The organism is Photorhabdus hindustanensis (genome assembly GCF_002968995.1).
GTDB lineage: Bacteria > Pseudomonadota > Gammaproteobacteria > Enterobacterales > Enterobacteriaceae > Photorhabdus > Photorhabdus akhurstii.
Genome location: NZ_PUWT01000088.1, coordinates 1 through 13,900, shown reverse-complemented (window position 1 = coordinate 13,900; position 13,900 = coordinate 1). Strand labels below are relative to the sequence as shown.

At 36.5% G+C, this 13,900-nt stretch carries 11 protein-coding genes; 5 read left to right on the top strand and 6 right to left on the bottom strand.

Annotation, left to right across the window (positions count from 1 at the left end; translation table 11 throughout):
* Positions 1–175: 175 nt before the first annotated feature.
* From C6H66_RS23250 to C6H66_RS23225, 6 genes are all read right to left on the bottom strand, one after another.
* The gene (locus C6H66_RS23250) at positions 176–754 is read right to left on the bottom strand and encodes an AidA/PixA family protein (RefSeq protein WP_046396167.1); all 579 of its coding nucleotides are present in this window, start codon (positions 752–754) and stop codon (positions 176–178) included.
* A 635-nt stretch (positions 755–1,389) separates the two neighbouring features.
* The gene (locus C6H66_RS23245; RefSeq protein WP_052739541.1) at positions 1,390–1,986 is read right to left on the bottom strand and encodes an AidA/PixA family protein; all 597 of its coding nucleotides are present in this window, start codon (positions 1,984–1,986) and stop codon (positions 1,390–1,392) included.
* Positions 1,987–2,024: 38 nt separating this feature from the next.
* On the bottom strand, positions 2,025–2,603 hold the full coding sequence (locus C6H66_RS23240) for an AidA/PixA family protein (protein WP_046397798.1): 579 nt from the start codon (positions 2,601–2,603) through the stop codon (positions 2,025–2,027).
* 537 nt (positions 2,604–3,140) lie between these two features.
* A complete protein-coding gene (locus C6H66_RS23235; protein WP_046397771.1) occupies positions 3,141–3,743 on the bottom strand; it encodes an AidA/PixA family protein in 603 nt (200 codons plus the stop codon).
* Positions 3,744–3,774: 31 nt separating this feature from the next.
* Positions 3,775–4,296 (bottom strand): AidA/PixA family protein, encoded by a 522-nt coding sequence (locus C6H66_RS23230; RefSeq protein ID WP_052739540.1) that lies wholly within the window; start codon positions 4,294–4,296, stop codon positions 3,775–3,777.
* A 440-nt stretch (positions 4,297–4,736) separates the two neighbouring features.
* Complete coding sequence (locus C6H66_RS23225) at positions 4,737–6,308, bottom strand: phosphoethanolamine transferase (RefSeq protein ID WP_181150280.1); 1,572 nt, start codon at positions 6,306–6,308, stop codon at positions 4,737–4,739.
* A gap of 677 nt (positions 6,309–6,985) precedes the next feature.
* Here C6H66_RS23225 and C6H66_RS23220 point away from each other — a divergent pair.
* The 5 genes from C6H66_RS23220 (at position 6,986) to C6H66_RS23200 (ending at position 13,691) form a co-directional block, all read left to right on the top strand.
* Positions 6,986–7,600: a plasmid pRiA4b ORF-3 family protein gene (locus tag C6H66_RS23220; RefSeq protein WP_046397773.1), complete on the top strand. Its 615-nt coding sequence runs from the start codon at positions 6,986–6,988 to the stop codon at positions 7,598–7,600.
* A 960-nt stretch (positions 7,601–8,560) separates the two neighbouring features.
* Positions 8,561–10,180 carry a type VI secretion system baseplate subunit TssF gene (locus C6H66_RS23215; RefSeq protein WP_248000798.1) on the top strand — a complete coding sequence of 540 codons (1,620 nt, stop codon included), beginning with the start codon at positions 8,561–8,563 and terminating at the stop codon, positions 10,178–10,180.
* Positions 10,181–10,204: 24 nt separating this feature from the next.
* The gene (locus C6H66_RS23210) at positions 10,205–12,124 is read left to right on the top strand and encodes a lipase family protein (RefSeq protein ID WP_105396857.1); all 1,920 of its coding nucleotides are present in this window, start codon (positions 10,205–10,207) and stop codon (positions 12,122–12,124) included.
* Positions 12,121–12,873: a hypothetical protein gene (locus C6H66_RS23205; protein ID WP_105396856.1), complete on the top strand. Its 753-nt coding sequence runs from the start codon at positions 12,121–12,123 to the stop codon at positions 12,871–12,873. Before C6H66_RS23210 ends, C6H66_RS23205 begins: the two co-directional genes overlap by 4 nt.
* Before the next feature lie 74 nt (positions 12,874–12,947).
* Positions 12,948–13,691, top strand: a complete 744-nt coding sequence (locus C6H66_RS23200; protein ID WP_105396855.1) for a hypothetical protein — start codon at positions 12,948–12,950, stop codon at positions 13,689–13,691.
* The last annotated feature ends 209 nt before the right edge of the window (positions 13,692–13,900 follow it).

The window sequence follows — 13,900 nt, the reverse complement described above, 5'->3', positions numbered from 1 at the left end:
TGCTAGGGTCCTGACTAATGGAATTACCGAGATCGTTTGTGATAGCTTTTACATCAACAATGGCAAGAACATCAATCAATTGTACACCACTAATGGATCTTATATCATCTAGATCTGTATATTCAATATCATTCATAATACTGTTCCTATTCTTATATATTGGTTTTATAAGTATTTAATTATCCAGAACTCTAATGAAAGGATCATGACAAACATATCCAATGAGTTGCCTTTTACGATATATTTTTATATACCAGGTATATTGGCCGTATCCCTCTCTCTGAGCTGTTGATTGATGATAATATCTTGTTATTAATCCACCATTACTTTCTCCATCTCTTTTATATACTACACTACTTATAGTATTATTATCTTTAGCCAAATAAGGAATAGAAATATCACCATAATCAAGTTGCGGTAATGTTATAAGCGTAACATCATTACCATCAATAGCTGATCCTGTCATGTGGCATAAAAGTACTGTAAATTCAAACTGCTGTGTCAAGGACATTGGCCTCCATCTAATGTCATCAGCAACATTGACGGTTATCTCCAACTCGCCTTGAGCATTATTTTTAGGAGCATAAAGATTCCCAGTACTTGTTATATAATAAAAGTAATCATTAGATACCACTTTCGCAGTCTCTAATGTTTGTGATTTACTTAAATCATAACGACTAACGATAGCTTCTGCATCTACACAAATAAGAATATCTACAGCTTGATATTTCGAAACCGCTATAACGTCACTCATATCTATTCTCCTTCACAGTAAAGTGTTAGATTTTTTAACAATCACCTATTATATTAATAATTCAGTTCAAGAAAACTACTGATATAAATCATAGTTTTTAAAAATAAATTATCTATATATTTAAAAAATTATTTAATATATAAATAAATTCCTTGTTAATATTGAAATAAATAATTATTACTTTAAGTATTAAATCACCTCTTGTAAACATGAGTCATTCGACATTTTCTTTTGCGTTAAAGTTATACTTTCCTGATATTTAACTATAGAATTATTTTTTCATAATTAACAATAAAAACACTTAGTGAAAAATAAAATATCGAATAATTAATTTAACTCTAAACCTTTAATTTAATAATAAAATGATAATAAATTTGATATATTGAGTCAGTAATATGGCAGTAAAAATTTTAATTTTTATACTCAATATCATTCTGCCTATCCTTGGCATAATACGTATATTAATTCGGCAAACCAAAATATTAATTTGTATCAGTTATTTAAATAATTAGATTACAATTAATCATCGGAAATAAAGTAAAATCACTGGAAATTACACTCTGTTTTCCAGTGATAACTTACCAAACTTTTAATATTTCATGGTTGATTTATTAAATTTTTAGGCAATGTTAAATTTAGTCAACCACTTGAACATTTAGAGAATGAGCAAGATAGCCAACAAGATTACCAATGTTGTCTTTAACATTCCATCTTTCGAAAATAGATATATACCATGAATATTTGGCTATACCTGGAGTACGTAATTTAGATCCTTGATTGAAAATATTACGCGTTTCCAGTACGACAGGGTAGTCTTGATTAGTCCCTAATGTTGCCTCTTTGCTTGGAGCCGCAACTTGAGATATAGCTGATGTCAGAGTTGGTGGCGAAATTATCGATTTGGCGTCTACCCCTGCCATATGATATAGAAAGACCTGATCATCAAATTGAGCTGATAAAGTGGAAGCTCGCCATCTAACGACATCCCCCACCTTACCTTGAATTAGAAGTGTAGCTTGAGCGTTATTTTTGGGCACATAGATATTATTTTGAGAGGTAATGTAATAAATGTATTTATCATCCATTATCGTTGGTGCGTTAGGCTCCTTACTAATAGAATCACCGAGATCGTTTTTGATAGCTTTTACATCGACAACGGCAAGAATATCAGTCAATTGTACACCAATAATGGATTTCATATCATCCAGCTCTGTATATTCAACATTATTCATAATACTATTCCTATTTTTTATATTGGTTTTATAAGTATTTAATCATCTAGAACTGTAATGAAAGGATCATGACCAATATATCCAATGAGTTGTTTTTTACGATATATTTTCATATACCAGACATACGAACCGCGTCCCGCCCTCTGAGCCGTTGATTGATGATAATATCTTGTTATTAGTCCGCCATTATTTTCTCCATCTCTTTTATATACTACATTATTGATATTATTATCGGTTTTAGCTAAATAAGGAATAGAAATATCACCATAATCAAGTTGCGGTAATGTTATAAGCGAAACATCACCACCGTCATCAGCTTGTAATCTCATATAGCATAAAAGTACTGTATATTCAAATTGCTGTGTTAAAGACATCGGCCTCCATCTAATGTCATCAGCAACGTTAACAACTACCTCTAACTCTCCTTTGGCATTATTTTTAGGAGTATAAAGATTCCCAGTACTTGTTACATAATAAAAATATTTGTTATGTACTGATTTAGCTGTCCCTAATGTTTTTGATTTACTTAAATCATAATCACGAAGGATAGCTTCTACATCCACACAAATAAGAATATCTACAGCTTGATATTTCGAACCCGTTATAACGTCGCTCATATCTATTCTCCTTCACAATAAAGTGTTAGATTGTTTAACAATCATCTATTATATTAATAATTCAGTTCAAGAAAACTACTGATATAAATCATAGTTTTTAAAAATAAATTATCTATATATTTAAAACAATTATTTAATATATAAATAAGTTTCATATTAATATTAAAACGAAAAGTTATTATTTTTAGTATTAAATCACCATTTGCAAACATGAGTAATTCAACACTCTCTCTTATATTAAAATTATACTTTTGTGATATTTAACTGTAAAATTAATTTTTCATTATTAATTATAAGAAATTAACAATAAAAACACTTAGTGAAAGAAAATAAAACATCGAGTAATTAATCTAATTATAAATTTATAGTTTACAATAAAATGAGAATAAATTTTATATATTTAGTCAGTAATATGGCAGTGAAATTCTTAATTTTTATATTAAATGTAATTCTGCCTGTCCTTGGCGTAACGCGTATATTAATTCGGTAAACTAAAATACTAAGTTACATTAGCCATGTTGAATAATTAGATTACAATTAATCCTCAGAAATAACAATGCTAGTTAACGGAGTGTGATTACAATAACCAACAAGTTTATTTAAGTTATCATAAATAGATATATACCATGCATATTGAACTATACCAGGCTTACGCAGCGTAGATTTTTGATAGTAAATATGTCTTTTTTCATGGATAAAATCGGCTAAAAGAGCTTGTGGCAATTCAATACTATTTTCTTCCTGAGGTGTCAGAGCTTTTTTAAGCTTCGGGACAACAACATTAGTTAATGTATATATAGTCATTGGTTGAGAAATGCAATCATTCGCATCTTTTTTTTCCACACGATATAAAAACACCTTATGGTTAAATTGAGCAGATATGCTAGAAGATTGCCACCTAACTATATCACCTACCTTACCTGTAACTTTAAGTGAATTTGTAGAATTTTTCTCGGGAGAATACTCTTGATTTTCAGTGGTAATATAATAGAAAAAATTATCATCAATTTTAGTCGGCTTTTTATAATCTTGGCTCAGACTTAGTTTATTTTTATTCAATTTATTTAAGATAGATTGTACGTCAATACAAATTAAAATATCTATGTTATTAACAAATTCAGCATTATCATCAGTGTTCATAATGTTGGCCCTATTATCTTAATTTTGTAGTTTATAAAACTTGAACAAAAGAGCTATGAGAAATATACCCAATTAATTCAAGGTTATAATGTATACTTACTATAAAAGTCAATTTTTCTTTACCTGATTTCTTACCTTTTGATTCCATATACGATTGCGTTATAGATTCTATGCCATATTTAAACGGTGTGCCGGGTAATTGATTATTGTTCTGTTCTGGGTAAGTGACCTTTGTTACTTCCTGAGTATATTTTAGCGGTGCTATCGCTTTATAGGTATTTTCTTTAGTTTTTTTGTATAAGTTTACTGAATGTATCAATTGTTGCGTTAAAGATATGACTCTCCACCGGATAATATCATCGACACCTATTTTTACTATCAATCCACCCGTAGCATTATCTTTAGGTGTATAAGCGTTTTCATTATTAGTAATGTAATGAAAATATTCATTACCTACCATTGTAGGGTTGTCCGGATTTGTTCCCAATTTATTGTAATCATTAATAATACAATCAACATCCACACAAATAAGAACATTTACAGTTTGATTCATTTTTGTACCCCTTCATTGGATTAAGTTGAACCAAGAGTCCTCTATCATTCTAATAATTCACTACTAAACCTGAAATAACTACTGGTATAAATCACAGTTTAGATAAAAAAATTACTTATATATTTATCAGAAATCTTTTTAGACACAGCCAAATCCTACCAATAATTTATTATTTAAAATAAAGAATTTATATCAAATTAATATCATAACGATATTAGTTCATAAACAGATTAGTACTCTTTTAAGGTATAATTGATTGTATTATTTAATCTCGAAGATATTAACCTTATCGATATTTTTATATTAACAAATTCTACATTATGACTTGCCTTAAGAAGGATTTCCTCAAAGAAGAAATCCTCTTATTTAATTCAATTTTACTCAACGATTAATTCATCAATAGAATAATCATCACTATAATGATTACTTAAAATAAATTATCAGTTGATATTCTTCGACAAGAATTGTGTATCGGGGAGATCGTCATTTAATTCATCATAATCTTTAACTTCATTGTTAAAGGTAATAATCTTATCTTGCCCACTGCATTGACTATTAGATACCATATTACAATCATCAGGAATATTCTTTTCACTTATTCCAAGCCATTCAGAAAATAGCGTCAGAAAATGCAATCCACTTCTTTGTGCTGTTATCTCCTCACGATAAGAGTAATCACTGCCGGTAATAAAAAACGGCACCTGAAAACTCTGTTTATTTTCATCATCATGTGTCAGGTTTTCTTGATCGGTTCCTTTATCAACATAAGAAAGCCCATGATCTGAAAAATAAAGCATCGTCCACCTTACATGATGATGATTAGCCTCAGCCGCAATTTCAGAAAGTAACTTATCCGTATTAGATATACTTTTTACATAACAAGAAATTTCTTCCGATTGTAAGAACAGATCATATTTCCCATTCGTTCTGACGCATGCCTGTGGGTGAGATCCCATTAGATGAATAACAATCAGTTTTTTCTTCTTTTCTGGTATTAATGCCTCTTTAACATAAGGCATCAATTTATCATCAGGCAAATAACGCCGGTCATCAGAACTACCGCTTTTCAGGAAATGGACACTATCCGCCTGCTGTCCAATCAACGCCACCGGAGAATCAAAAGCACTCTTCATCCCCTGATTAGATACCCAATAGGTATAAAACCCGGCTTTTTTCGCCAACGTTATGACACTATCATTCAAATTGATCGCATTCTCGCCTTTCAGAGCCAGTGAATTAGTCAAAGATAACTGTGTAGATGCCGCTGATGAGATGTAATTTGTAAATATCTTGCCATTCGCCTTGTCCAGCCACGGCGTATTGTTATAAGGGAAACCATACGCATTCATAAAATCCTTTCGGACACTTTCACCAATGACCATAATATAGGTTTCATATTTATCCTCTTTTATCACCGGCTGCCAAGAGTCTTTCTGTTTTATTATTTCAGCGAACCTGATTCTTTCTGAATTAACCTCTTTATAACTCTCAACGACATCACTAAAAAATCTAATTTCTGGTAATCCTGATGCCAATAGATTAAAGTTAGGATCGAAATCAGACTTTATATATCCTTTTACCGGTGACCAAAAAGCTGACAATACAGAAAACAGTGACAGAAATATTATATTTTTTCTCTTTAGCGTTACCCTTATCTTCAAAGATAAAATCATTAATATAATAGTAGCCGACACCACCAAATAGGTAAAAAGAGGCAACCCGCTGATAAATTCTAACGCTTCATTTTTATTAGTATAAATTAAAGACCCTACTGAATTGATATCGGGACAGCCATAATTCAATCCTACGGGAGCATAGAACACACCAATTAATCCAATCATGCATACCAAAATATAATATATATATTTACTCAAACTGGACAATAATATCAGCATTGAAAAAGCACTAAATACATATATAAACTTTAGCTGATATCCAAGGCTTAAATGGACCAATGAAATAAAACCAAATAAGCATATCAAAGTGAAATTTTCTTTGATTTTTTTACCCAATAGCATACTCACTCATTTCCTTCAATCTATGCAATAAAACACCAAAAATTCATAATCATTTCTTATTAATAGGAGTGGTTTTACAATAAGAAAATCTGTGGTTAATCAACTACCATCATGATACAGCTTCAAGCAGCACCATTCAGATTGCGACACTAAGCCATTAAACTAGCGCATAAAAAAACACCTTACTCACATCTGTAACTTTAGTTAAGGAATTTCCTGAGTCAGGACAGTTAGTAACCTTCCATATTTGATTAACAGCATGTAAATAATATGCGTTTTTTTTGTTAATAGCAAAAACTATGACTATATCGATCCTGCTCACGATTTTAAACTATACTTAATAAGCAACCCATGCACGAAGACATATATCCGATGGCAAGGGTAACTAACTGAAAAATAGTGAAAATATCTATTTAAACACTGTGCATCTTAAAGAAACATTATCCTCGTAATCGATACTCAGTAAAGAGAAAGCAAATCAGGTCAAATTATTGGTTATTAAAAGCTATTATGAACATTAGCTGCTGAAATTGATGACATGACCTAAGCTTTTCATACAATAGCCAAACATGTTGGTATTCCAGTAAATCCAGCCAGGAAAACTCAATAAAATATTGACAATAGATAGCACACACAGAAAGAATCATCTCAAAACCATGAGGAGATTAGCGATGAATGAAAAATTCTATCAATTAAAAATAACACTTATAGACTCAAAACCTGCTATTTGGCGGCAATTTGTCGTTCCAGCCTCTATTTCATTTGACAGGCTGCATGACGTGATACAAATCGTGATGGGATGGCAGGATAGTCATCTACATGAATTCCGTATTGGCAAATTGCGACTAACAGAAACGCCAGAAAGCTCATCTGATGGCAAGGAAGAAGATTTATACCGTCTGTCTGATCTGATTAAACAAAAAGGGCGATCTTTTACCTATCTCTATGATCTTGGCGATGAATGGGAACATGAAATTACCTTAGAAAACAGTCATTATCCTGCCAATAACCTCCCGCTTCCTTTTTATTGTCTGGATGGCGCTCGCGCTTGTCCCTTGGAAGATACCGGCGGGATTGATGGTTATGAAGATTTAATCGCAATACTGAATGATCCTGACCATGAGGAATATGTAAATACACAGCAATGGGTAAGTAAATTACTTGATCTGGATGAAGATGAAGATTTCGACTTCGACCAATTTCCCATTAACAATATCAATGCCTTCCTGGCGCTCTATTATCGCTGGTCACGAGATCGTTACCATCTCTTGTGGGATTGGGAATAAACCTAACAGCAGGATAAATCTATCATCATTGAGAAAAGTTTCGGATGAATCGCCATGATGGACATTGGAGCTTGATTTGAATTAACTTTTCTCATGGTATTAGGTGGTAATTAGCTCAGTATCAAGTGCAGTTTCTGAGGACTTTGAGATTAACCCTATCAAACTGCACTGGTATTTAATATCATTATCATCACCTGCCTGATATTAAACAGAGTAACTATTGCAACAGGTATTACTATTACCGACCGCTCTTATCAATCAATAGAAAATAAAAACCGCATGCAAAAATGAAGCATGAATATAAGATTCTCTTCTCTCACCACTTCTTTCCGGTTGCATTAACAAAGTTATTAAAACAACGACTAAATAGATAATGCCATTAATCATCGTAAGAGATTGTAATAAAAATATTTTTTTAATTAGCGAATTCGAGATGGACTAATATCTCTTTGACTCCATATCGAATTTGTAACACTTTCTTACAAATTTATATTTTTGTAAATTTGAAAAAAATTCTTGCTATCTGACGAATATTTAATTATTACTTAAATGCCATTATATGGGCTATATTTAAAAATTACCCCCTGTTCCCCTTATCCTTGGGGACTAACTGATTGGGATTGATTTCTCTCTCCCTCTCATTCAACTCGCCATTATTCACGCTATAAGCACTGCTTTTATCTGTGATGATGGGATTTTTACTAGGTTATTTTTCTAACAAAAAATTGATTATTTCAACTCTGGGAAAAATATGCCCCTTGTGAGGCTACAGCAATCGCCTCACAAACATCTTTCCAGATAAAAACCTTATAGGACAGTGTGTTATGAATAAAAAAGAGTCTCTATTCCTACAAGAATTGCAATATATACGGCAATTGGCGCAGGAAGTCGCAAAAAAAAATCCGCATCTGGCAGATTTTTTTATCCGAAGGCGCCGGTGATCCGGATATTGAGCGAGTGATGCAGGGCTTTGCGCTGTCAGCCTCCCGTATTCGCGAAAAGATTGAGGATGAATTTCCCGAACTCACATTAGGGATGATGGCACATATTTGGCCATATGCCATGTGCCCGGTCCTGCCCACCAGCATCGTTCAATTTTCACCCGCTGGGAAACATCACCTGGCCGCGCTGACGCTACCCGAAGGGACGTTGGTTTCTGCCGGGGAAGGCGAAGAGGAAATCCGTTTTGAAACCTGCTGCCCTCTGCATATCGAACCACTGACGGTGATTGACCGGCAACTGAACGCAACCCCAGAGTACAGTGAAATAACGCTAACACTGCAATGTTCGGAGAATACCTCAGAGTGGCTCAGCCAACCGCTGCATTTCTTTCTGGGCAGCGATCGTCTGCAAGCCGCTGAATTAGCCTTATGGCTTGACTTTCATCTGTGTGATGTCTTTTTGCGAACACAGGACGAAACCATCAGGCTTGATAGCAGTTACCCTGTGCCGGCATTGTGGGGAACCGCGCGGCAAGTCGCTATCCTTCCCGCGCAGAAAACCACGCCATACTCTATATTGCAACTGATGACAGAGTACTATTATCTGCCCCATGTGCATGATTTTGTGACGATTGATATCAAGAAAGGTCGTCGATTGGTGGAGTTGAACGCAGACCGGACATTCGAGCTGATTTTTCGGTTTGATGGTCATCTGATGTTAAACGATATTTCCCAAACCTTTCTGTTGGACTGTGTGCCGGTAAGACATCTGGAGCCGATGAATGCGAAGATCTCGGTAAACAGTGAAGCCAACCATTATCAAATCCCATTGGATTCGACTAAGCAACTGTTCAAGCTGAACCACATTTACACATCAACTGAACCGGAACAGGAGCGCGGGCAACCCTACCGCTATCTGCCTATCGAAAAATTTATTCCAACCGCGCATTTTCTGCCGGACGCCGAGTTTCTTTACTATTATCAGCTTAGGACGGAATGCGATATGTCGCAGCGAACCCTGCAACATCTTCACTTCTTTGATTGCAATGGCAAACCAGCGGATAACCTACCGCCACACTCCATTCTTTGTCAATTTACCGGTTATCGGACACAGGCCACCAACCTGGGTATCGGTGCTATCAATCAGCTGGGAGAAAATGCCTCGGGGCTGAAAGTCAGCAATATCACCCCGGTTTCTGCCTGCCACCCACCAATAACGGAGGATAAGGAAGATAGATCGAACTGGACAATCATCTCTTTCCTTTCCATGTCCCCCTGGATGGCGTTTCACACTGACTCGTTAAAAGAGCTGATCAAACTATTCGATTTCTCCTACGACCAGTCATTAAGCAAACGTATCCAGGAACATATCGACGGTATCGTTCAACTGGACAACATCCTAATAGATCGTCTGGACAAAGGGGTTCCAGTGCGGGGCCATCAACTCGTCCTGACATTGAACCCGGATTGTTACGCCAATCAGGGGGAGATGCATCAGTTCAGTCTGGTGGTGTCACGCCTGATGACGCTTTTCATCAGCATGAGGACTTTTGTGATGATGAAGGTTATGGATGCCCACACAGGAAAAGTTCTGTGGAATTTTAACCACATGATGTTTGGGCTGCGTGCCTATCTGTAATTTAATTGTAAGGAAAGTGTATCAATGAGCAAATTAAGCCCACTCGATTGTCTTGACTGTAAAAACATGCTGAAACACTGGATAGAATTTCAGTTGGTGGATGAACAGGGGAAACCTCTGGTCAATATGCCTTATCGATTAAAAATCCGTGGAAATCCGCTGCTAGGACGTAAAGGCGTCACCGATGGCAATGGATTGCTAAGGGAAGAAGATATGCCGCCCCATCCGGTAACTCTGTACATCGGCGCCCAGCCGCTGGCCGATGAAATGGAACAGCGTCCGTTGCGGGAAATACGCGGTGAAGGGGCCTCTGTGGTGAAGCCAAAAGCGGAAGCCGAAGGCTATCAATATCGCTATGTGACTATCGGGCAGATTAGTGATGGATTGCCGGCGCTAGATGATTGGAATGATCCCAAAAAAATTCCACCGCCCTATCATTTCCCAGACCCGGAACCAAAAGGCTATCAGGTCCATCCGGTGAATCGGCGGTATGTTCTGGAAGTCTGTCCTTTTCGGGCCTGGGTTTTACTGCTACATCATCAGAAGGAGTATTCCATTGTGAATGCTTATAACCAGTGTTTAATGAGTGTGCTGGCCTATGCCGATGGGGATGTTGATATTGAAGGTTCTGTGAAACACTTTTTTAACCGGCAAATGGTGGATGTTTCAAAGTTGCCCTATAAAGTGGAAGCATTATCGGCAACACCTGTGGTTTACGATGTGCCGTTTAGTAAACGTTATAAGCGAGTGGAATTTATTGATTCACAAGCAGGAGACAATAAGCAGGGTGATACCAAACTGTTTTATGTTGCCAGTGAGAAAGATGTGATTGTTAGTTGGCGGGGAACCGCTAGCCTGGATAATTATCTGACTGATGCCACTTTCCAGCCATTGGCTTTAAGTTGCGATGATGACAAAGCGTTGTGCAGTGAGTTTATTCATCATGGTAAAGTGCATAAAGGGTTTTGGGAGGCATTTAATTTGGTTGGAGAGTTAATAGTCCCCAGTGATAAAAATAAAAAGGTATTCGGTGATATCATTAACTTAGTTAAAAACAAACGATTATTTATTTGCGGCCATAGTCTGGGAGGCGCACTGGCATTATTGCACAGCGCACAACTGAAAGAACATAATCCTTGTCTCTACAGTTACGGGATGCCGCGAACATTAACCCGCAGTGCGGTAGAGGAATTGTCTTCTATTATCCACTATCGCCATGTCAATGAAGATGATGTCATCCCTGCTGTGCCATTTGAGCAGGATATGGATAATGTTTTTTTCAATTATTGGGCGCCGGCGGGGTATGACTGGGCAGTGATGAAGTTGTTGTCGCCGTCACCGATTATGCAGTCAATTAAACAGGCGACAGCCAGTAAAGAAATCTATTTGCATCATGGTAAAGTTGTCCATTTTTTTCAAGCCAACAGTTGCCCGGAATGGCTGATTTCCGCCCGGAATGCCTCTCTTATAACCGGTGTTGCTGAAAAAATATTGGATAACACCACAAAACTCTACTTAATTCCTGAGTTAAATCAGGAGACAGAAAAGGATTTTTCGCTGGCCGGTGAGCGGCAAAACGCGTTGTTTAATCAGCTCAGTCAACAAGAAAAAGACAAACTGTTTGTTGAAAACAGAAGTGCTGATTTGGAAGGCGGATTCGGTTTCTCTAACCATAGCTCGTATAAATATGCGGGTTATATTGACAAGCGCCTCAGAGAGTTATGTGAGCCGGATAAGATTACGGTCTATCAGGACAGCCAGCGTCAATTTAAGGTGAAAATGGACAGTTATAAGATGCTTATCCCTGACAATGTTTACTACCGAAATCTCTATTTTCTGGATATGGATAAGCAGTTAATAAAGTCACTGACGGTCAGCCAGCAGGAAGAACAAGGGGAGCTGGCCTTACAGCATTACTGTGATAAACAGGAACTGTCCGTATGAAAATATTGAAGATAACGCTGGCCTTATTATTTCTCTATTTTATTTACTGGGCGTTTGGCGACACCTTTTTTGACCGGCTTTTTCCTTTTTCACCTGACGAGAAGAAACAGTTGATTACGGTGGAAGGTGTCGTGCCGAAATACACAAAACCGTATGTATCCGCGCAGTATATCTCAAAAGACTGTCTTAGATATCAGTTTGATGCTGGTATGTCGCCTTATCAAGTACCGACTTATTATGGATTGGATTTGGATGTAAAAGCTGATCCCCAAACCGGTTACTTTCAGGCGAAATTACCTTTTAATGGCGAGGGATGGTGTAAATGGAAAATTAACTGGGCTTCTGTTACGGTGGGGTATACCGATGTACACCATTTGGTGAAAGATGCTGTTATATCTGAAGGGGCAGAAGGGACTGGTTTAACCGCATTTATTAATGATGTAACCCAGGTTAATAATAGCGAAACTGCGATATTGAATATCCTGGATTACCATCCCACCATTTATCCGGTTTTAGAAATGTCTGAGGGACTTCCTAAAAGAGTACTCTTGCAAGGTGAAGTAGCACAACGTTTTTTTAGATTGAGGTTAACTCCAGGAGCGGAATGGAAAATCACCTTTAAGCCTAAACTGGATGAAACTAAAATGCCGAAAATTACTATCACTAACGGAAGGGGAGAATGGATTGAATATCCTGACGGGCACATTGAAATCAATACCCAAATGGTAGATACCCGTTACATAAAGTAACGTTCTATAAGGTTGTGTCACCAGTTTATCTAAATGCCAATATGAGAATACTGTTATTAAAAGGAACTGTCCGTATGAAAATATTGAAGATAACGCTGTCCTTATTATTTCTCTATTTTATTTACTGGGCGTTTGGAGACGCCTTTCTTGACAGGCTATTTCCTTTTTCGCCTGATGAGAAGAAACAGTTAATTACGGTGGAAGGTGTCGTGCCGAAATATACAAAACCGTATGTATCTGCGCAATATATCTCAAAAGACTGCCTGAGATATCAGCTTGATGCAGGTATGTCGCCTTATCAAGTGCCAACTTATTATGAATTGGATTTGGATGTAAAAGCTGATCCCCAAACCGGTTACTTTCAGGCGAAATTGCCTTTCAATGGTGGAGGATGGTGTAAATGGAAAATCAATCAAGCTTCTGTGGCAGTGGGGTATACCGATGTCCGACATTTGGTGAAAGATGCTGTGCCATATACGGGAACCAGTTTAACCGCCTTTATCAATGATGCTGTCCAGACGAATATTAGCGAAATCCCTGCATCGAATACGATTGATTTTAATCCGGTTCTTTACCCTGTTTTAGAAATGGTTGAAGGATTTCCGAAAAGCGTATCCTTACAAGGTGAAGTTAAATTATATCCCTTTAGGTTGAAGTTAACACCGGGGGCCAAATGGAAAATCATTTTTAAACCTAAGCTGGATGAAACTAAAATGCCAAAAATTACGGTAACTAATGGGAGAGGCGAATGGGTTGAGTATCCTAACGGAAGAATTGACCTCCATCGCCGAACTATAGACTACTGGAAGATAAAATAATATCTACCTTTGTAGGAATTGAGGAACAATTACCATGATAAATATCAAGCAATACTTATCGATCTTATCAGTGATTTTAATATCAGGCTGTGCTGATCCAAATGAGCCGCTTTCTCCTCCTAAAGAGAATCAATGGCTCACCGTAGAAGGGGTAGCGCCAAAATATACCAAACCTCATGTGTCCGCGGAATATATTTCGAAAAATTGCC

Excerpts from the sequence above, each read along its gene's own strand:
- C6H66_RS23250 (WP_046396167.1), bottom strand. The coding sequence starts at position 754 with ATGAGTGACGTTATAGCGGTTTCGAAATATCAAGCTGTAGATATTCTT.
- C6H66_RS23245 (WP_052739541.1), bottom strand. The coding sequence starts at position 1,986 with ATGAATAATGTTGAATATACAGAGCTGGATGATATGAAATCCATTATT.
- C6H66_RS23240 (WP_046397798.1), bottom strand. The coding sequence starts at position 2,603 with ATGAGCGACGTTATAACGGGTTCGAAATATCAAGCTGTAGATATTCTT.
- C6H66_RS23235 (WP_046397771.1), bottom strand. The coding sequence starts at position 3,743 with ATGAACACTGATGATAATGCTGAATTTGTTAATAACATAGATATTTTA.
- C6H66_RS23230 (WP_052739540.1), bottom strand. The coding sequence starts at position 4,296 with ATGAATCAAACTGTAAATGTTCTTATTTGTGTGGATGTTGATTGTATT.
- C6H66_RS23220 (WP_046397773.1), top strand. The coding sequence starts at position 6,986 with ATGAATGAAAAATTCTATCAATTAAAAATAACACTTATAGACTCAAAA.
- C6H66_RS23215 (WP_248000798.1), top strand. The coding sequence starts at position 8,561 with ATGCAGGGCTTTGCGCTGTCAGCCTCCCGTATTCGCGAAAAGATTGAG.
- C6H66_RS23210 (WP_105396857.1), top strand. The coding sequence starts at position 10,205 with ATGAGCAAATTAAGCCCACTCGATTGTCTTGACTGTAAAAACATGCTG.
- C6H66_RS23205 (WP_105396856.1), top strand. The coding sequence starts at position 12,121 with ATGAAAATATTGAAGATAACGCTGGCCTTATTATTTCTCTATTTTATT.
- C6H66_RS23200 (WP_105396855.1), top strand. The coding sequence starts at position 12,948 with ATGAAAATATTGAAGATAACGCTGTCCTTATTATTTCTCTATTTTATT.